16 protein-coding genes are annotated in these 17,928 nt (G+C 47.0%); 8 read left to right on the forward strand and 8 right to left on the reverse strand.

The window, feature by feature from the left end; all coding sequences use genetic code 11:
• Window positions 1–31 precede the first annotated feature (31 nt).
• The 5 genes from QUA50_RS17860 to QUA50_RS17880 all read right to left on the reverse strand — a co-directional run bounded on the left by QUA50_RS17860 (window position 32) and on the right by QUA50_RS17880 (window position 8,451).
• Window positions 32–1,675: a family 10 glycosylhydrolase gene (locus tag QUA50_RS17860; protein ID WP_333265283.1), complete on the reverse strand. Its 1,644-nt coding sequence runs from the start codon at window positions 1,673–1,675 to the stop codon at window positions 32–34.
• Window positions 1,676–2,034: 359 nt separating this feature from the next.
• Window positions 2,035–2,433, reverse strand: a complete 399-nt coding sequence (gene psb27 / locus QUA50_RS17865; protein ID WP_333178376.1) for a photosystem II protein Psb27 — start codon at window positions 2,431–2,433, stop codon at window positions 2,035–2,037.
• Window positions 2,434–2,580: 147 nt separating this feature from the next.
• A complete protein-coding gene (locus QUA50_RS17870; RefSeq protein ID WP_333265284.1) occupies window positions 2,581–3,813 on the reverse strand; it encodes an AAA family ATPase in 1,233 nt (410 codons plus the stop codon).
• Window positions 3,814–4,221: 408 nt separating this feature from the next.
• Entirely contained in the window at window positions 4,222–7,044 is a 2,823-nt protein-coding gene (locus QUA50_RS17875) for a cation-transporting P-type ATPase (protein ID WP_333265285.1), read from the reverse strand.
• A 135-nt stretch (window positions 7,045–7,179) separates the two neighbouring features.
• A complete protein-coding gene (locus tag QUA50_RS17880) occupies window positions 7,180–8,451 on the reverse strand; it encodes a transposase (RefSeq protein ID WP_333265286.1) in 1,272 nt (423 codons plus the stop codon).
• 1,449 nt (window positions 8,452–9,900) lie between these two features.
• Here QUA50_RS17880 and QUA50_RS17885 point away from each other — a divergent pair.
• From QUA50_RS17885 to QUA50_RS17910, 6 genes are all read left to right on the forward strand, one after another.
• A complete protein-coding gene (locus QUA50_RS17885) occupies window positions 9,901–10,419 on the forward strand; it encodes a phycocyanin subunit beta (RefSeq protein ID WP_332948147.1) in 519 nt (172 codons plus the stop codon).
• Window positions 10,420–10,521: 102 nt separating this feature from the next.
• Complete coding sequence (gene cpcA, locus QUA50_RS17890; protein WP_006631256.1) at window positions 10,522–11,010, forward strand: phycocyanin subunit alpha; 489 nt, start codon at window positions 10,522–10,524, stop codon at window positions 11,008–11,010.
• A gap of 148 nt (window positions 11,011–11,158) precedes the next feature.
• On the forward strand, window positions 11,159–11,974 hold the full coding sequence (locus QUA50_RS17895) for a phycobilisome linker polypeptide (RefSeq protein ID WP_333265287.1): 816 nt from the start codon (window positions 11,159–11,161) through the stop codon (window positions 11,972–11,974).
• 193 nt (window positions 11,975–12,167) lie between these two features.
• Window positions 12,168–13,037: a phycobilisome linker polypeptide gene (locus QUA50_RS17900; RefSeq protein ID WP_333209621.1), complete on the forward strand. Its 870-nt coding sequence runs from the start codon at window positions 12,168–12,170 to the stop codon at window positions 13,035–13,037.
• 4 nt (window positions 13,038–13,041) lie between these two features.
• Window positions 13,042–13,404, forward strand: coding sequence for a phycobilisome linker polypeptide (locus tag QUA50_RS17905; RefSeq protein ID WP_333265288.1), 363 nt, complete (start codon window positions 13,042–13,044; stop codon window positions 13,402–13,404).
• A 244-nt stretch (window positions 13,405–13,648) separates the two neighbouring features.
• Window positions 13,649–14,482, forward strand: coding sequence for a HEAT repeat domain-containing protein (locus tag QUA50_RS17910; RefSeq protein WP_333265289.1), 834 nt, complete (start codon window positions 13,649–13,651; stop codon window positions 14,480–14,482).
• A 198-nt stretch (window positions 14,483–14,680) separates the two neighbouring features.
• Here QUA50_RS17910 and QUA50_RS17915 read toward each other — a convergent pair whose 3' ends face one another.
• Window positions 14,681–15,385 carry a DJ-1/PfpI family protein gene (locus tag QUA50_RS17915; RefSeq protein WP_333265290.1) on the reverse strand — a complete coding sequence of 235 codons (705 nt, stop codon included), beginning with the start codon at window positions 15,383–15,385 and terminating at the stop codon, window positions 14,681–14,683.
• An 87-nt stretch (window positions 15,386–15,472) separates the two neighbouring features.
• On the opposite strand from QUA50_RS17915, the gene QUA50_RS17920 reads away from it, so the two are divergent.
• The gene (locus QUA50_RS17920) at window positions 15,473–16,195 is read left to right on the forward strand and encodes a LuxR C-terminal-related transcriptional regulator (protein ID WP_333265291.1); all 723 of its coding nucleotides are present in this window, start codon (window positions 15,473–15,475) and stop codon (window positions 16,193–16,195) included.
• Between the two features lie 71 nt (window positions 16,196–16,266).
• On the forward strand, window positions 16,267–16,893 hold the full coding sequence (locus QUA50_RS17925) for a HEAT repeat domain-containing protein (RefSeq protein WP_333265293.1): 627 nt from the start codon (window positions 16,267–16,269) through the stop codon (window positions 16,891–16,893).
• Here QUA50_RS17925 and QUA50_RS17930 read toward each other — a convergent pair.
• Complete coding sequence (locus tag QUA50_RS17930) at window positions 16,882–17,175, reverse strand: DUF2103 domain-containing protein (protein WP_333265295.1); 294 nt, start codon at window positions 17,173–17,175, stop codon at window positions 16,882–16,884. The two genes, QUA50_RS17925 and QUA50_RS17930, sit on opposite strands and share 12 nt — an antisense overlap.
• Before the next feature lie 100 nt (window positions 17,176–17,275).
• Window positions 17,276–17,743: a response regulator gene (locus QUA50_RS17935; RefSeq protein ID WP_333265297.1), complete on the reverse strand. Its 468-nt coding sequence runs from the start codon at window positions 17,741–17,743 to the stop codon at window positions 17,276–17,278.
• Window positions 17,744–17,928: the final 185 nt, after the last annotated feature.

Genomic DNA, 17,928 nt, shown 5'->3' on the forward strand with positions numbered 1-17,928 from the left:
ACAAATCGCATCTCTACAACAACTAATCCCCCTACAACCGGCAAGTTTGCCGCGCCCTTTCATCCTCCGGTTCTTGCCACCCAAAAGCAAAATGACTTACCGCATTAATTTGCGGCGTCGCCGAGCGAATAGCAGCCATTTGAATCTCCAAAGACGGTCGATTTTTCAGAGGTTTTCCCCAATCTCCAGCAATGGCAGGAATGATTTTTGCTCCCGCAGGCGCTAAACTCACTGTCCGCTGCACTTGTGGCACAATGCAGCTTACATCCCCGCAATTTCCGTAAGACATGGCGTGGAATTCCACAGCAGCCGGAAAATTGTCCCAAGGCTGCAATCTCGAATCATATCCCCCTTGATTTATTGCTTGATTTGCAGTAGGAAAAAACACTGCTCCTACAGGAATTCCCATCCTTTGAGGGGGTTGAATTGCTATTCCAAAAAAATCTAAAATCCCTTGGACTGCGTGAGCAACAGTCAGTTTCCACAGGTCTTTTTGCAGAGTGCCGGTATCGGGAAGCCGCGGTGTCGGTTTTGGTGTGGGAGTTGCAGGGTTTGGCTTGTTAGGGGCGGGATTTGTTGATGCCGATCTTGATGCGGCATTCTGGCTTCTAGAAGGTGGAGTTGCTACTGACATCGCCTGCGGAATTCGGCCCTGCCAAAGAGGTTCTCGCTCATTTGGATACTGTTTGACTACTGCTTGAACGTCATTAGGATTGATAAATCCCTTAGTCAAATACCGCTGAATTAAATCTCGCCCTTGCTGATTGGTAGCCCGCTGCAAAAGAACTTGCTGCGATGCTGGGCCGTAAATCCACAAGTCTTGAACATTTGTAGCAACTGAAGCGGGTCCGATGCCCCTTAGATAGCGAATGTAGTCGAATAACATTCCTTGCGGCTTGCGCTTGACTATTTGATTTACTAACAAAGTATAGTCTTGCCGTGCTTGTGGGTTGTACGGATCGATAAAGGCTTGATTGCCCGGAACTTCTCCGAAGTCCTCGTTAATTGCTGCGTATTCGCTTACTGTTAAACTTGTCTGATTTTTACCGTTGATAGCGAGGGTTTGCTGTCTGTCTGAACGCTGAGCATAGCTATAGCCAAAGTTCATGGTAAATAACCAGGCGTATACTTTTAAACCTCGTTGTTTGCCTTTGGCGATCGCCTTTTCTAACAAGTCGTATTTCTCGTAACCGCGATTTCTCACAACAGAAGGCCAAGCCGTAGGATTGTCTGCGACTGGTAGCAGCACTTGACCATCGTAAAACACTTCGACATAGACTTGGTTGTAGCCTTTATTCACAACTTTGTCTAATACTCGATCGAGTTCTCCGGGTCTGACATCGCAGGGATACAAACGCAGCCAAACTGCTTGGGTTTCGGGCCAAGTTTTTTTACGGCATTCTGCTATTTCCCGCGCGTGTTTGTTCAAAACAGCAAAATATGCTTGCTGAGATTCCCGTTTTCCTGACAGGGCGGCGCGGCGCAAGTCTTCTTTTTGATTTACCTGTTCTGGGGATAATTGGCAATAGGCTGATGTTTGGGCAAAAGCTGGTTGATTTCCGATAAACGGCCAAACAAGTTGGCTGATGAAGCTACTGGTTAAAACAGCAGTTACCGCACTTAAAAAGCGTCGCTGGTGTTGAAAATTCGCGATGCGAGTTGGTGCAATTTTCATGGGAGAATTGAATGGGGTTTTCTGGTTTAAATTGGGTGACGATCGCAAAAATGCGATCGCGCTCAACAAGCAGCTACAAATTTTCTACTTTTTTCGGTTGACTTAGTTATGGCACAAGTCGATCGCACAATGCAAATTCTATCTGGCGGCTATTTAAATTTAATAAAGGCGATCGGGTAAGACAAGACTCCGCGATTAAACGGTTTTGCAGTATTTTTTCCCTAAATGCTGCATAAAAAAGCGCCTGAATACAGTGGGCGCTAAAAGCAGTTGATATTTCTACTAAAAATTGTTAACACTCAAATATCAAGGATGAAAGATGAATTATTAAAATTTATCCTCGATCCTAAATTTTGAGATTAAGCTCCTCTGTTAAGAGCAGCTTCAATCTGCTGAAATTCTGACTCAAGACGCTTTTTCAATTTTTCAGGAACGGGACGGTTGGGATAGGAACTGTAATGTCCTGCCAAAGAGTTTAATGCCGTCCGCATTGTCGTGAAAGAGGCCAGCTTGGTAAGAGCGGGATCGCGACGGTATTCAGCAAAAAAATCGTTGATACTCGTGCGAGCCTTGGCTTGAGCGGCTGCTTTTTCCGGCGTCCCCTCTGGCAAAGTGAGCGCTGTTCTCAAGCTGTTCACTAATGCTAATGTGTCTTGACCATAATCTCCACTCAGAGTGGCGGGAACATTGGTACAGCCCGCTACGCCGATGACAACAACTAATACCAGGGCTAACAGACGGGAAATGTAATGCTTCATAAGGTTGAGAAAAATGGAAGCGAAAGCGGTAATCAAAATTAACCTTTATCCTATCTCGAATTGAGCTAATAATGCCAATTTTTCATTTTTTTTATATTCTTACCATGAAACAGAAAATTTGTCAATCCAAAATCTAAAATCTAAAATCTAAAATCGATTGATTTGTCCAGCAACGACGGAGAGAATTTGGGTTTGTCGCAGCCACTGAGCATCAAAAGCGCCTAGGTGAGTTGTAGTAATCAGAGTTTGAAATCGTTCTTGAATTGTTTCTAAAAGTTGATTTTGCCGGCTCAGATCGAGTTCTGCAAGTACGTCGTCGAGCAACAGTAAAGGCGCTTCGCCGACGACTTCTTCAATAAGCTGCAGTTCGGCTAATTTTAATGCTAATACCAGAGTTCGCTGCTGACCTTGGGATGCGTATTGACGAGCTGGGGTATTGTTAATGGTAAATGTAATGTCGTCGCGGTGGGGGCCGACTAAAGTGGTGCCTTGAAACTGTTCTGCGATCGCCCTTTTTTGAATTTTCTCTAAAAACGCTTGCCGCACTCCTTCGAGATTATCTTTAGCGATAAATTCTGAACTTACTTCAATATTAGCATCGTATTTCACATCTAAAACTTCTGCTGAACCGCTAATTGAACGGTGCCAATTTCGAGCTAAAGGCATCAAACGCTCCAAAATTCGATCGCGCCTGCGGATGACGCGAGCGCCCGCTGTCGCCAACTGCGCGTCCCACAAAGCTAATTCTGAACTGGGAATTGGGAATGGGGAATTGGAAATTGGTAAGTCTTCTGTATTTTCTGGTTCGGGACTTTCGGGTGCAATAAATCGCATCTTGTCAAAACTGTCGGAAAATTCCGCTTTCCTGATTTCCTTAGAACGTTTCAACAGAGCGTTTCGCTGGCGCAAAATTTGGTTGTACTGCTGCAAAATGTGAGCGTAAATCGGTTCTAACTGGATGACAAGGCGATCGATCCAATTGCGCCTTCCTTCTGGGCCGCCGCGCACTAAGTCCAAATCCAAACAAGAAAATTGCACTACATTTAAGACGCTCAAAAAGTCTAAATGGCGGCGCAGCGGTTCACCGTTGAGCTTCAGTGTCCGACGCGCCGCAGAGCGAAGAGTTAAAGCTAAGTCGATCGCTCCGGTTTGACGTTCGAGTGTAGCATCAATTTGCCCGATCGGCTTTGAGTCGAGGATTAAATCGCGATCGCGCCCTACCCTGTGGCTTTTTAATGTGGAAAGCAACTCTACCGCTTCTAACAAGTTAGATTTTCCTTGAGCGTTATTTCCTACTAAAATGGTTTTGGGAGCGTCAAACGCTACCTTTTGATCGAAGTAGTTCCGAAACTGCCGTAGGTGCAGCGTTTTCAAATACATAATATTAGTAATTGGTAATTGGTAAGTGGTAATTAGTAATACACTTATCGTAGGGTGAACCTTACGGGTTGTAACCGCGAGCCTTTGCTATGGCTATTTTTGCCGAGCGTTGCGCTCGCAATCACATTATAACGAAGTAATAAATGTTTAATTGTGACACAATCTCTTGAGTCTTCATAGCGATGAATTTTGGTGTGATATCGTTTCCGGTTGCATCGGAATGATTTAACCACAGAGGGCGCTCCAGAACGCAGAGTTCGAGAAGAAAGAGATGAATAATTCCGATGCTACCGGATTTGATATGAGCCAGGGGTTGAAACCCCTGGCGGATGTGAAGAGAGGATAGTGCCAAATGCGAGGACTCTAGCTAATAATGAAACTTAGCTCACTATCCGTCAGCCGTTAACACTATTTCCTAGATTTGTTGTAAAAGCGCACAAACAGTTTTTCCATTTCAATCCAGACAAACATCAGAGCGCTGAAACCGAAGCAAACTAGCAATTCAAAAGGCGACAAATAGTGAGTGCCGAAAAATGCTCTCAGCGGCGGAACATAAATCAGCATTAATTGCAAAGCAGTAGTAACAATCACAGCTCCCCAAACAAAAATATTAGTGAAGGGATTTAACTCGATAGTTAGCTGAGTGTTAGACCGAATTGCGATCGCGTGACCCATTTGTGCCAAACAAAGAGTTGTAAACACCATTGTTTTCCAAGCATCTGGATTGCCGTGTCCGGGAGAGTGAGTATATCCGTAAGCCCAGGACATCATCGCGATCGTCAAAATTGCAAAAATAATCCCGATCCGAATCATGTAAGAACCCAAACCCCGCGCAAAAATACTTTCTCGCGGACTGAAAGGAGGCCTTTTCATGACGTTCGGTTCCCCCGGTTCCACAGCCAAGGCCAAAGCGGGAACGCCGTCTGTTACTAAGTTCATCCACAAAATTTGCAGCGGCGTCAGCGGCACTCCCCCTAAACCGATTAAAGGTGCGGCCGCAATTGTCAAAACTTCGCCGATGTTGCTGCCCAAAATATATTTAATAAAGCGGCGAATATTGCTATAAACCACTCGCCCTTCTTCAGCGGCGGCGACAATAGTTGCGAAGTTGTCGTCGAGGAGTACCATATCGCTAGCTTCTTTGCTGACATCGGTGCCGGTAATCCCCATAGCGATGCCGATATCGGCTTGTTTCAACGCGGGGGCGTCGTTAACTCCGTCGCCGGTCATCGCGACAAATTTGCCCCAACTTTGCAAAGCTTGGACAATCCGCAATTTGTGTTCGGGGGAGACGCGGGCGTAAACGCTAACCTGTTCGACTTGCTGTTTGAGTTCTTCTTGGCTGAGCTTTTCTAATTCTTGACCGGTGAGAACTCGATCGCCCTCTGTGGCAATACCTAAATCGTAGGCGATGGCTTTTGCAGTCAACTGGTGGTCTCCTGTAATCATCACCACCCGAATGCCAGCATTGCGGCACTTAACCACAGCTTCCCGCACTTCCGGCCGCGGGGCGTCCAGCATACTGACGAGTCCCAGCCAAATCATGTCTTGTTCGCTAATTTCCTCAGAACCTTCGGGCGGCAGGCTTTCCCAGAGTTTGTACGCAAACCCGAGGACTCGCAAACCGCCGCTTGCCATGTTGTTGTTTTCGACGAGGATGCGATCGCGCATTTCCTGGGTTAAAGGTTGTACTCGATCGCCGACTATAATGCCTTTGCAGCGCTCCAAAGTCAACTCTGGAGAACCTTTGGTCAGCATCAAATAATTCGACTGCTGTCCTGTTTCTGCGGGAAATCCCGAATGTCCTGATCGGCCGGGCACTTCGCAAATCACGCTCATCCGCTTGCGTTCGGAAGAAAAAGGAAATTCCGCCGTCCGCGGCAGCAATTGAGACTGTTTTTCCTTATAAATGCCTGCTTTTCCCGCTACACAAAGCAGAGCTCCTTCTGTGGGGTCGCCTAAAATCTGCCATTCTTGTTTTTCTTGTTGCAATACTGCGTCGTTGCAAACTGCACAGGCAATTAATAAAGATTCGAGTTCTGGATATTCCTCTAAATTATTAATTTTGGCCGCTGTCAGGCGATCGGTAAAATCTCCGATCGGGGCATAGCCATCCCCTGCGACGGCGACAGTGCAGTCGCCCGTAGACACTAGCTGAACTACCATTTTATTTTGAGTCAGAGTACCTGTTTTGTCAGAACAAATGGTAGTTACCGAACCCAAAGTTTCTACCGCAGGGAGTTTGCGAATCAGGGCGTTTCGCTTCACCATCCGCCTAGTTCCGAGTGCCAGAGTAACTGTCACGACTGCTGCGAGTCCTTCGGGAACCACAGCCACAGCCATGCTTAGAGAAACTTCTAACAACTCTTCAAACCTGCTGGTATCGAACCCGATGCCGCCGTTTTGGAAGGTAATCATGCCGCCGATGACGACAATTGCGACTAAGGTTAGGGCACCGGAGACTAGAACATTTCCTAACTGGCTCATCCGCTGTTGCAGGGGAGTCGGTTCGGTTTCTACTGACTGAAGCATGGTGGCAATTTTGCCCAGTTCAGTTTTCATTCCGGTGTTGGTGACGATCGCCTTTGCTCGTCCCTGAACAACTTCTGTGCCCTGAAAAATCAGGTTGAGTCGATCGCCCAAGGAAGCATCTTCTGGAAGTTCTAGATCGGCTTGCTTGGTTACTGCTAGGGCTTCTCCTGTCAAAGCAGATTCTCTGACTTGCAGATTTGATGTTTCGATCAAGCGTGCGTCTGCTGCTATTTTTACCCCAGCCTCCAACAGCATTACGTCTCCGGGTACGAGTTCCTTGGCGGCTATTTCCGAAGTTTTGCCGTCCCGCAGGACTCTGACTAGGGGGGAAGCGAGGTTTTTGAGGGCTGCGAGGGCTTTTTCAGCACTTTGCTCTTGGAAATAGCCGAGAATGCCGTTGAGTATGACGATCGCAAAAATGGCGATCGCATCTTTGGGAAAAGTATTCGACCTGATGTCCAAAAAACCCGAAATCACGGCCACACCCATCAGCATCAACAACATGATGTTGGTGAACTGATCGACAAAAATCGACCACGGACTGCGGCCTCCTGTTTCTTCGAGTTCGTTGGGGCCGTATTGCTGCAAGCGTTCTGACACCTGTTTGCTGCTCAAGCCAGCGTCTTTGTTGCTGCTTAGCTGCTGGAGAGTTTGGTCAATTGCTACGGTGTGCCAAGAAGAGGGAGAATTTGAAGACATAAATTACGATCGAGCATGGGGGAATTAGGCGAATGAGGCCGGACAGCTACAGCCGATGGATGCGGCTGATTACAGTCAGAGACTTGTGACATCCTCCCACACCAAATCAAAGATTATGGTGTGGGCTTCCCAACATCACTGCTGGATTTTCCTAGTTTTTCCCTTGCGGGATTTCGCCTCTGACCTAGACTGACTTTCATCAATCCCCGGCCGACCGACTGCATAGGCGTTTTCTATTCCGCAAAGTCCTTGCGTACTGATGAGTTCCAAACCACGCAACCTAATGACTTCTGATGCTGCATGATCTCTATCTGTTTCGTATCCGCACTCACCACATCTATGAACTCGTTCGGAAAGCTCTTTTTTACCCGTATGCGTGTTGCACTTAGGGCAAGTTTGAGATGTTCCATCTGGATTGACCCGGAGGAAGTAGATCTGATGCTTCTTAGCCACCCACTCCAGCAGATTGAGAAATTGACCAAAAGCAGCATCCAAGGTATGTTTTCTCAACATCCCCCTGGACATCGCTTTCAAGTTCAAGTCCTCAACAAAGACCATCTCAATACCTTCCTTGGTACACAAATGGTTAGCCAGTTTGAATTGCCAATCCTTCCGAACTCTAGCGATGTGGTTGTGGAATCTGGCAACCTTGATTCGAGCTTTCTCACGGTTCTTAGAACCCTTTTTCGTTCTGGCATACTTACGTTGCAGCAATTCCAGCTTGCGGTACAAAGATGTCAAGAATCGGGGTCTAGCAATAAACTCTTTATCCGAGGTTGTCAAAAACTTGGACAGTCCCAAATCGATACCCAGCGCATCTCCATGCGGTTGAGCGTCAGGTATCGACATGTCAGACTCAATTGTCACTACAACTTCCCACCTATCAGCTTTCCTCAAAACCCGTGCTTGCTTAACCACAAACCCCTCTGGGATAGGTCGATGCAAGTTGATAGGCATCTTCCCAACTTTGGGCAAGCTTATCTGCCATCCTGTAATGGGGTTGATTTTGAATTGAGGAAACAGCATGGACTTGATTTGTCCAAACTTCTTGAAGCGAGGAAAGCCAAACCCCCGCGACTGAAAATAATTCCAAGCGTCATGCAATCTGCGAATGGTAGTTTGCAGAACTTGAGAAGGGGCTTCGCCCAACAACGGAAACGTTTTTTTCGCTTTAGGAAGTTCGTTCTGTTGAGCGTAATAGGTAGGGAATGGCTTGTCGGGTAGAATGATGTATTCTCTCTCCAGCGAACAATAATCCAAACTACATTTACGCGAATTGACCCAATCTTTGATTTCTCGCAAGGCGTAGTTATAAACCTTACGAGAAATTTCCAACCAATGAAGCATCGTTTCTTCTTGGTTGGCGTCGGGATAAATTCGGTAGCAGTAGTTCATGATAAGAGTCATACAGTCAACTCTAACACAGAACTACGAGTCTATAAACCTACATCTGATACCGATTTCACGCCTGATTGACGGGATAAAATCGGTCTGGGGGCGTCCATGTATCCCAACACCAAATCGAAGATTATGGTGTGGGACTTATTGCTCCCCCAGACCCCCTCGAATAGTTAAGTTTTGAGCTCTGAATCAAAAACTGTTTAACTTGGGACTCGTTTTGGGCGGTTCGATGCCGGGGAAGCAAAAAGCTTTTAACTTCACTGCGTCTGGCAGCTGGATCGCCCCGTTTGTATACCTACGGCTGATAGCACCTATCCACCTTGCTACTAAAAATCAGCCATTCCTTCGGCTTTTACACAGAAAATAAGCTGAGAGCATGAGTGACTTTAGTCTGGGGATGAAAGCGTGCATCCCAGGTCAAAACCTACCTTAAAACAAACGTAATAAAAGGCGCATATCCGAACTCATCTATTTTATTATTTAAGGTTAAAAGAAAAAGGGCGCTGCCTCGACAGGTATCGATCGCCTATGTTGGTTTTCTCACCCTCCACAATGCTCAGCTTGCCACACGCTGGCGTGGGACTAGCCTGTGGGAAGCAGAACATAGAACAGATAGATAGATGAAGAAAGTTTTTTTGCAACCGCAGCAGGATCAACAGTAGATGCTGGGTCTGGGGTCAAGCCCAATGACTCCCCAGACCAAGCATCCCCGCGTTATGAAACACCGGGCCGGGTCTTTCAATTTCCAACGGCTGAGTTTTGTCACTAAAGGCTGATATTTCCGGCAAAAGCTGAGGCTGTGGCGATCGGGTTCACAATAAGATTGCATTTTTCCCGCACCGAATTCTGCTGCCCTCCTGACATTGGGCAGAATTTTTGGTTTTTTTTCCTATTCCCCCAGCCTTATTTTACGAAAACTTTAATTTACTTATAATTTCTTAACAATTCGGTTTTTCCAGAGAAAGCCAACAAAGGCGATCGGGCCACGAGATGGTTCGGGGGGGTTCAACGGCGACTGCCGGGGCGAGGGAAGCAGGCCATACATTAAATTTTGCAACCGCGCATCTACCGAAAGAAAGAGATTAGCCCGCACTCCCCACCCAGCCATTTACCTTCTTAGAGAGATAAGTTTCTGTAATAATTTGTAATAAACAAAGACGGGCGAGCGTTGTATAAAGATTATCAGAGGGTTGAAACGACAGGCCAAAGTTAACAAAAAGACTGATTGACAAGGTTTGTCGCATCTCATAAAAGATGTTAAAATTTCTAAGGTTTCTTAAACGTCCGTTACGATGTAACAATAGTGCAGGTAGCGGAAAGGGAAAACTCGATCGAACCAGCAGATTAGCTGGCATCAAATTTCAACCCTTGCAGGCACTCGTAGCCTGAACAAATTTAACTTAACGGTTTTATACCGCAACCAAACTCAATTAACTCAAGTAGGAGAGTTCTTTCATGTTTGACGCATTTACAAAAGTGGTTTCCCAATCTGACGCTCGGGGCGAATTTCTAGCTCAGGGTCAACTCGATGCTCTCAGCAGCATGGTTTCCGACGCTAACAAGCGGATTGACGCAGTAAACCGCATCACCGGCAACGCATCCAGCATCGTAGCCAATGCAGCTCGCACCCTGTTCGCCGAACAGCCACAACTGATCGCTCCTGGTGGCAATGCGTACACCAACCGCCGCATGGCAGCTTGCTTGCGCGATATGGAAATCATCTTGCGCTACGTCACCTATGCAACATTTGCAGGCGACGCCAGCGTTTTGGACGACCGCTGCTTGAACGGTCTGCGTGAAACATACCAAGCTCTGGGAGTTCCCGGTGGCTCAGTTGCAGCAGGTGTGCAAAAAATGAAGGAAGCAGCAATTGCGATCGCTAACGACCCCAACGGTGTTACCCGTGGTGATTGCAGCTCGCTAATGTCTGAAATCGGCAGCTACTTCGACCGCGCAGCTAGTGCAGTCGGCTAAAAATAGCCAAGCGAACCTTTCTTGTAAAGAAGCGAGCATCGCATTTTTGCAAACAATCATTTTTGTACAAAAACAACACAACATTAGGGAGAAACCAGAACAATGAAAACCCCTTTGACTGAAGCAGTAACCGCAGCCGATTCTCAAGGCCGTTTCCTGAGCAGCACTGAACTGCAAGTCGCCTTCGGCCGTTTCCGCCAAGCAGCAGCAGGTTTGGAAGCAGCCAAAGCGTTGACCGCCAACTCTCAGCGTTTGATCGACGGTGCAGCTCAAGCTGTGTACAACAAATTCCCGTACACGCAACAAATGCAAGGCCCGAACTACGCTTCTACCCCAACAGGTAAAGCCAAGTGTTCTCGCGACATCGGCTACTACCTGCGGATGGTAACATACTGCTTAGTTGCAGGTGGCACAGGTCCGATGGACGAGTACCTGATTGCAGGTGTTGACGAAATCAACCGGACATTTGAATTGTCTCCTAGCTGGTACGTTGAAGCTCTCAAGTACATCAAAGGCAACCACGGTCTCAGTGGCGACGCTGCAACTGAAGCGAATTCCTACATCGACTACGCAATCAACGCTCTGAGCTAGATTTGCGTGATGCCCGGGATTGTAAGCTGCTGTTAGCTTAAGTGTTAGCGGTTGTTTACAATTCCGGGCATCTGCGATCCAAGCCTAGTTTTGCAAATACTTTTTTAAGCAGTTTTCAATTTTTACAGCAAAAAAGGAAGAAGCGAAGATGGCGGGACTAGCAGCTGCAGAACGGTTGGGAATAAAAGCATTTGAAGAAGCGGGACGGGTAGAACTGCGCCCCCACTGGACGCAAGAGGATGCGAAAGCAGTAATTCGCGCTGCTTACAGCCAAGTTTTCGGCAACGAGTATTTAATGTCGAGCGAACGACTTACCAGTGCTGAATCTCTGCTGCTGCAAGGGCAGATTTCAGTGAAAGATTTTGTGCGGTCAATTGCACATTCCGAAACCTATCGGAAAAAGTTTTTTTATCCGAACTCGCAAACGCGGTTAATTGAGCTTAATTATAAGCATTTGTTGGGCCGCGCTCCTTACGACGAGTCGGAAATTGCTTTCCACGTTGATTTGTACAATGCAGAAGGCTACGAAGCTGAAATTAATTCTTACATTGACTCCGTTGAGTATGAAGAAAATTTTGGCGAAAGTGTAGTGCCTTACTATCGCGGTTTCGCGACTCAAAGAGGTCAAAAAACCGTCGGTTTTAACCGGATGTTTCAACTGTACCGGGGTTTTGCTTCCAGCGATCGATCGCAAAACCAAACCCAAGCCCGGCTGACTTGGGAAGTAGCGAGAAATATGGCTTCGCCGATATACACGGCCTCCACCGGAAAAGCCCTTGGCGGCACATCCGGCGGTTCTCGCGACCAACTCTACCGAGTCACCGCAATGCAAGGTGCGGGTAATTTTCTGCCCCAAGTGCGGCGGACTACTACCGAATATCTCGTGCCTTACGAGCAACTTTCGAGCCGCTTGCAGCAAATCAACAAACGTGGCGGCAAAGTGGTAAGTATTACCACAGCTTAAAGTTTGTGTATTGACGTTTTTGTGAAACGTCTTTAGCAAATTAGGACTAAGGCTAAAAAATTATTCAATTTTATATGTATAGGTAAGGTGTGCAGTGCACACCCTACTTTGAGGCATATTATCCTTAGTCCTAAAAATTTCAAGTGCAACGAAGCATAAAACTTTTGTCATTAATAATTTAGGAGAAAATCTGGTGGCGATTACAACAGCAGCGTCCAGACTGGGCACATCCGCATTGAGCGATGCGCCGAAGGTAGAATTGCGCCCGAACTACACCAAAGACGACGTTGAAACGGTGATTCGTGCCGTTTACCGTCAGGTGCTGGGCAACGACTATTTAATGAAATCCGAGCGACTTACAAGTTCCGAGTCTTTGCTGCGGGACGGCAGTTTGAGTGTACGAGAATTTGTACGCGCTGTAGCTAAGTCAGAACTGTACAAAACCAAGTTTTTCTACAACAGCTTCCAAACTCGGACGATCGAACTAAACTACAAACACTTGCTCGGTCGCGCTACCTACGACGAATCTGAAGTAATTGAGCACTTAGATTTGTACCAAACAAAAGGCTACGACGCTGATATTGATTCTTACATCGATTCAGTAGAGTATCAAGAAAACTTTGGCGAAAGTATCGTGCCTTACTACCGCGGCTTTAACACCCAGCGCGGTCAAAAAACCGTCGGTTTTACCCGGATGTTCCGGTTGTATCGGGGCTATGCAAACAGCGATACATCTCAGCTAGAAGGCAATATCTCTCGCTTAGCTGTCGAACTCGGCACTAACACCGCTACGGCTGTAGTTGGGCCTTCTGGCGGTAACGAAGGTTGGGCATATCGGCCTTCCGCCAGAAACGTAACTCCCGCCAGCACTTTCGGCGGTGCGGCAGCTTACGGTAAAGAAGGGCGGCTGGTGCGCGTGGAAGTTTCCGGCATTCGCACGGGCGGCTATCCCAGCGTGCGCCGCAGCAGCAAGGCTTTCATCGTACCTGTTGAGGAGTTGTCCTCGCAAATGCAGAAATTTCAACGCATGGGCGCGAAAATCGCCAGCATTACTCCAATTTAGTCAGTTGGCAGTTGGCAGTTGGCAGTTACTAGCTTTTAGTCAACAGTCAACAGTCAACAGTCAACAGTCAGAATTACCAATTACCAAGAAGCTTATGTTGGGTCAAATTGTAGCTGGAAAAAGTGGCAATACAGCTTCGGCTAGTCGCTGCTTTCGGTATGAAGTTGTCGGCTTGCGCCAAAGCGATGAAACAGATAATGTGGATTATTCGATTCGATCGAGCGCGAGTACATTTATCACCGTGCCTTACAATCGGATGAATCAAGCAATGCAGCGGATTACTCGCATGGGCGGGAAAATTGTCAGCATTCATCCTTTAAACGCGGGTGCAGAATCATCGCATGAATCATCGCACGATCACCAATAGTTTGGTTGCAGGGGCGATGAAAATCGCTCCGACAAAAGCTAGAAGCGGCGATTAAAATCGCTGCTAGACAAACAAAGTCCACTAGCGGACTAAGAGTTAATGTAACCCGCCTTGGCGGGTTTTGTGTGTTTAGTAGCGATTTAAATCGGCGAGTTTTCCTAACCCTTGCCTTGCAGGTTTTGTCTTGGTAGCAGCGATTTCAATCGCCGAATAACTAATAACTAATAACTAATAACTAATCACTATGGATTATTACGAATCCGACTCACCGCCGGCGGGTGTAGCTGAGGGCGAGTCTTTAACTGTGGAACAGGCGATCGCCAATTTGCACTGTCAAGATTATAGTCTCCGCTATTATGCTGCTTGGTGGATTGGCAGATTTCGAGTCAAGGAACCTGCTGCTATTGCAGCTTTGATAGGGGCTTTGGAAGAAGAGTCAGAACAAACAAAAATTGGCGATTATTCCCTATTGCGAAATGCGGCGCGGGCACTGGGTAAATTGGGCGACAAACAAGCATTGCCGGCGCTAATTCGCTGTTTGGAATGCGCGGATTATTACGTGCGGGAAGCGGCGGCCCAAGCTTTAGAAATGCTGGGCGAGATCGATTCTATTGGGCCGCTAATGAAGCTATTGGATGGGGGCGTAGCTGTGGCTGTGCGAGTGCCGGGAAAATCGCATTTAGTGCAGCCTTACGACTCGGTAATTGAAGCTTTGGGTACGCTGCAAGCGATAGAGGCCATACCGCTAATTTCACCTTTTTTGGAACATTCTGTGGAACGGGTGCAGTACGCTGCGGCGCGGGCGATGTATCAGTTAACTGGTGAGCGGGTTTATGGAGAGCGGTTGGTAAGTGCTTTGAATGGGGATAATTTGCAGTTGAGACGATCGGCTTTGATGGACTTGGGGGCGATCGGCTATTTGCCGGGAGCGCAAGCTATTTCTGAAACTTTAGCAGAAAATAGCATGAAATTGATTGCGCTCAAAGGAGTTTTGGAGCATCACCTCAATCAACAAGAATCACTATCTTTGTCAGATGATGCTATCCGGGTTATGGATTTAATGGACAGTTTGCTTTGAACTTGAAAACTCTTTGATAGACATCGGTGATTGAAATCGTTTTTGACCTCAAACTCTAATGGGGCTAATAAACATTAATATTAACTAGGACTTACGCACTCCGACAAAGAAACCGGGTTTTTACCGAATCTAAGGGCTGCAACGAAGTTTTTTAGTAAAAAACCCGGTTTCTGGGCCCATGCGTCCAAGACTATCAAATTAACTATTAATACCTAATGCGATCGCTCTTTTCTTCGTTGCTTCCAGAGATGCCTCTATTAGCTGCTCGCCAAATTTCTTCACCTGCTCAACTAAAATCTCTCCCGCAGTTTCGGGAGAACCAGCATTAAAAGGTGGTGCGGGATTATACTCTAGAAGTAACTGAATCATTTTGGCAGTTTCCTCGCCACAGAGTTTGCCAACAACCACCAATCCAAAATCGATACCAGCAGTTACGCCGCCGCCTGTGATGCGATTTCGATCGACAACCACTCTTTGAGTCCCAACTTCAACGCCCAGCATTGCTAACTGGTCGCGAAATGCCCAATGGCAAGCAGCGCGGTATCCTTGCAACAGTCCAGCAGCAGCTAAAATCAAAGAACCCGTACAAACCGATGTCACATATTTTGCTATTTTACCCTGTTGGCGCAGAAATTCCAGCATCTCTCCATCCTGCATCATTTCCACCTGTCCGATCGCGCCGCCGGGAACGCACAAAACATCTAAAGACGGACAGTCATTAAAAGTAGTAGTTGGCAAAATCGTCATTCCCTCGCTACTTGTCACAGGTTCGAGAGTCTTCCACAACAGCAGAACACGAGTGTCAGGCATCATGGAAAATACTTGGTAAGGGCCAGTCATATCGAGTTGCGTCATGCCGGGGAAAATCACTAAGCCAATGCAATATTTTGTTGGATTCATCATTTTTAAAATTATTTCAACTTTTGTTAGAGATTATGCTAAGAATTAATTTCAAGCTTGCATAGTCCTCAAGTGGGTACTTTTAACTCGATGGCTAATTCTCTTCTGCCCTTATTTCAAGCAATCTCAAGCGCTCGGGACGATCGCGAACTGCGAATGCGCGTCATGGATGCAGTGGGCGAGCATTTTGGCGCGCAGCGTTGGGGAATTTATTTACTCGACGAGAAGTTCCAGCTTGCGGAGGTTGATGTCTGCGGCGTGTCTGATGTAAATGATTTTGTAGATTGCTACGAAAAATTCGGTAGGGCTGTCGATCCGGTGATGCGCTACGTACTCGATCGGCACGCTCCGGCTCACGAACAATTAGTGCTACCCTCGGAAGGTTGGAAGCAGTGCGAACTGTACCGGCGCTGCTGTGCCTATTACGGGCACGAACATATTATGACAGGGCCGATCGTCGGTGGAGGTCATCTCATCGGTTCAATTCATTTTGCCCGCGTGGGTGATACACCCGCATTTGGTGCTGGGGAACTTGCCAATTTGAGCGCTTTGTGCCTTCACCTGTCAGCCAGTCTAGCAACGTTACAGGTGCGATCGACCAAATTAAATTCGTCGTTAGCAATGCGTTTGACACCGCGAGAGTTACAAATTGCTGAACTGGTGGCGCGGGGACTAACAAATGCCGAAATTGGTACAGCACTGTGGATTACGCAGAATTCTGTCAAGCAAGCTCTCAAACGGATGTTCCGCAAGCTGAATGTTTCGTCTCGTACTGAGATGGTAGCGCGGCTTCAAGGGGCTTTGGTTTCGTAAAAAGTATTGCTAAAATCAGCAATCTAAAATCTAATATTGTTTGGTAAACCTGTTGTAAATACTATCAATAAATGGCATTAGAATTAATTCAGGCTGTCGAACAAGCAGATTCTTCCGAAGGCTTGTTAAACTCCGTCAAAGCACTGGCGGCAGCTTCATCAAAACAAGCAATTCCTACCTTAATTACAGTTCTCGGTTACAACAACCCAGGCGCCGCTGTTGCGGCCGTTGACGGGCTAATTCAAATCGGAGAAGCTGCCGTGCTGCCGCTTCTAGAACAGCTTGACGGCTACAATTACGGAGCGAGAGCTTGGGCTGTTCGGGCTTTGGCGGGAATTGGCGACCCCAGGGGTTTGGAGATTTTGCTGGATGCAGCGGCGAATGACTTTGCTTTGAGCGTGCGGCGGGCCGCGGCTAGGGGTTTGGGGACGATTTGCTGGGAACTGATGCCGGCAGAACAAATTGCAGATGCTCAACTTCGCGCTGTGAAAACGCTGCTGCAAGCGTCCCGAGATCCAGAATGGGTGGTGCGCTACGCAGCAGCGGGGGGTTTGCAAGCTTTGGCGGGTGCTGCTACTGTCAAACCGGATTGGTTAGCGGAAGTTTTGGCCCGGCTTGAGGAAATCATCCAAAGCGATGAAACTACTTCAGTTAGGGCTCGGGCTTTGCTTGCTAAGGAAAAATTGTCACTTGGGTAGGGTTTGGGCGATGGTGTCTTCCAAATCCCCTTGACTGAGAGTGGTTAATATAAAGACTTCTTGTACGGTTTTGCCCTGTCTGGCGATGATTTTAAATCCCCCGCGGATGGGTACTGACACTCTTAATGTCATGCGGGGGATGTGTCCTTTAACTTTGTTGATGACCCCAGGCGTGACTGTTTGAATGCCCATTTTTAGGGTGAGGCGCTCTAAAATTGGTATCAAACCGGGAAGGTGGGTAGAGTGGTTCCAAACTAGGCGGCCTTTGGGTTGTGCGTTCATAAATATTTAACCAAATTCAACATACCCAGTCTAAGCCACCCCTGGGGGGAACCAATTTGAATTTCCCTCAACTTATTTATCAATAACGTTACTGTGAGTGTCATTGCCAGCAAACGGAGACAATCTCAAACCGAGATTTTTGATTCCGGGGGCGCAAGCTGAGATTTGAGGGCGCAGAATTGTCCTGTACTTTTTGATGTTGTGGGTTGCTAACTGTCGGTTTTTCTAGTTGAGTTGCGATCGCCCCGAGCATTTCTGCTACGCTGCAAGGTTTTTTGAGATAGCCGTCTGCTTTGAGTTCCAGGGCTTTTTCCATTTCGGAGGCTGTCATAAAAATAAACGGAATGCTGGCAGTTGCAGGGTGCGATCGCACGGCTGCGAATACTTCAAAACCGTTTAGTTCCGGCATCATGACATCTGACAAAATTAAATCGGGAATTTCGGCTGCTAACTCGATACCAACTTGTCCGTTTTCGGCGCCGACAGCTTCAAAACCGCGCGATTCCAGAAGTTCTAATACGGTTTCTCGGATTAAGTTATCGTCTTCAATGACTAATATTTTTTTCATTTGTTTTAGCTAGCTCTTTACTTGGTTTTTATTGCTCAGTTATAATTGTTACAGGTAAGTTTTAAATAATTCAATAGGGTTATTGCAAAAAACCGCTTTTGACTGGATATTTTTTACGGCTTTGTGTATGCTCGCAGTTACCAAAATAATTGGGTTATCAGCAGCTTTACCTTGTGTAGTAGCGC

The sequence above is a fragment of the Microcoleus sp. M2_D5 genome (assembly GCF_036701935.1).
Classification (GTDB): Bacteria; Cyanobacteriota; Cyanobacteriia; order Cyanobacteriales; family Microcoleaceae; genus Microcoleus.

Coding starts and splice junctions, on each gene's coding strand:
- QUA50_RS17895 (WP_333265287.1), top strand. CDS start 11,159: ATGGCGGGACTAGCAGCTGCAGAACGGTTGGGAATAAAAGCATTTGAA.
- QUA50_RS17885 (WP_332948147.1), top strand. CDS start 9,901: ATGTTTGACGCATTTACAAAAGTGGTTTCCCAATCTGACGCTCGGGGC.
- QUA50_RS17925 (WP_333265293.1), top strand. CDS start 16,267: ATGGCATTAGAATTAATTCAGGCTGTCGAACAAGCAGATTCTTCCGAA.
- QUA50_RS17860 (WP_333265283.1), bottom strand. CDS start 1,675: ATGAAAATTGCACCAACTCGCATCGCGAATTTTCAACACCAGCGACGC.
- QUA50_RS17880 (WP_333265286.1), bottom strand. CDS start 8,451: ATGACTCTTATCATGAACTACTGCTACCGAATTTATCCCGACGCCAAC.
- QUA50_RS17935 (WP_333265297.1), bottom strand. CDS start 17,743: ATGAAAAAAATATTAGTCATTGAAGACGATAACTTAATCCGAGAAACC.
- QUA50_RS17915 (WP_333265290.1), bottom strand. CDS start 15,385: ATGATGAATCCAACAAAATATTGCATTGGCTTAGTGATTTTCCCCGGC.
- cpcA (WP_006631256.1), top strand. CDS start 10,522: ATGAAAACCCCTTTGACTGAAGCAGTAACCGCAGCCGATTCTCAAGGC.
- psb27 (WP_333178376.1), bottom strand. CDS start 2,433: ATGAAGCATTACATTTCCCGTCTGTTAGCCCTGGTATTAGTTGTTGTC.
- QUA50_RS17930 (WP_333265295.1), bottom strand. CDS start 17,175: ATGAACGCACAACCCAAAGGCCGCCTAGTTTGGAACCACTCTACCCAC.
- QUA50_RS17920 (WP_333265291.1), top strand. CDS start 15,473: ATGGCTAATTCTCTTCTGCCCTTATTTCAAGCAATCTCAAGCGCTCGG.
- QUA50_RS17910 (WP_333265289.1), top strand. CDS start 13,649: ATGGATTATTACGAATCCGACTCACCGCCGGCGGGTGTAGCTGAGGGC.
- QUA50_RS17875 (WP_333265285.1), bottom strand. CDS start 7,044: ATGTCTTCAAATTCTCCCTCTTCTTGGCACACCGTAGCAATTGACCAA.
- QUA50_RS17870 (WP_333265284.1), bottom strand. CDS start 3,813: ATGTATTTGAAAACGCTGCACCTACGGCAGTTTCGGAACTACTTCGAT.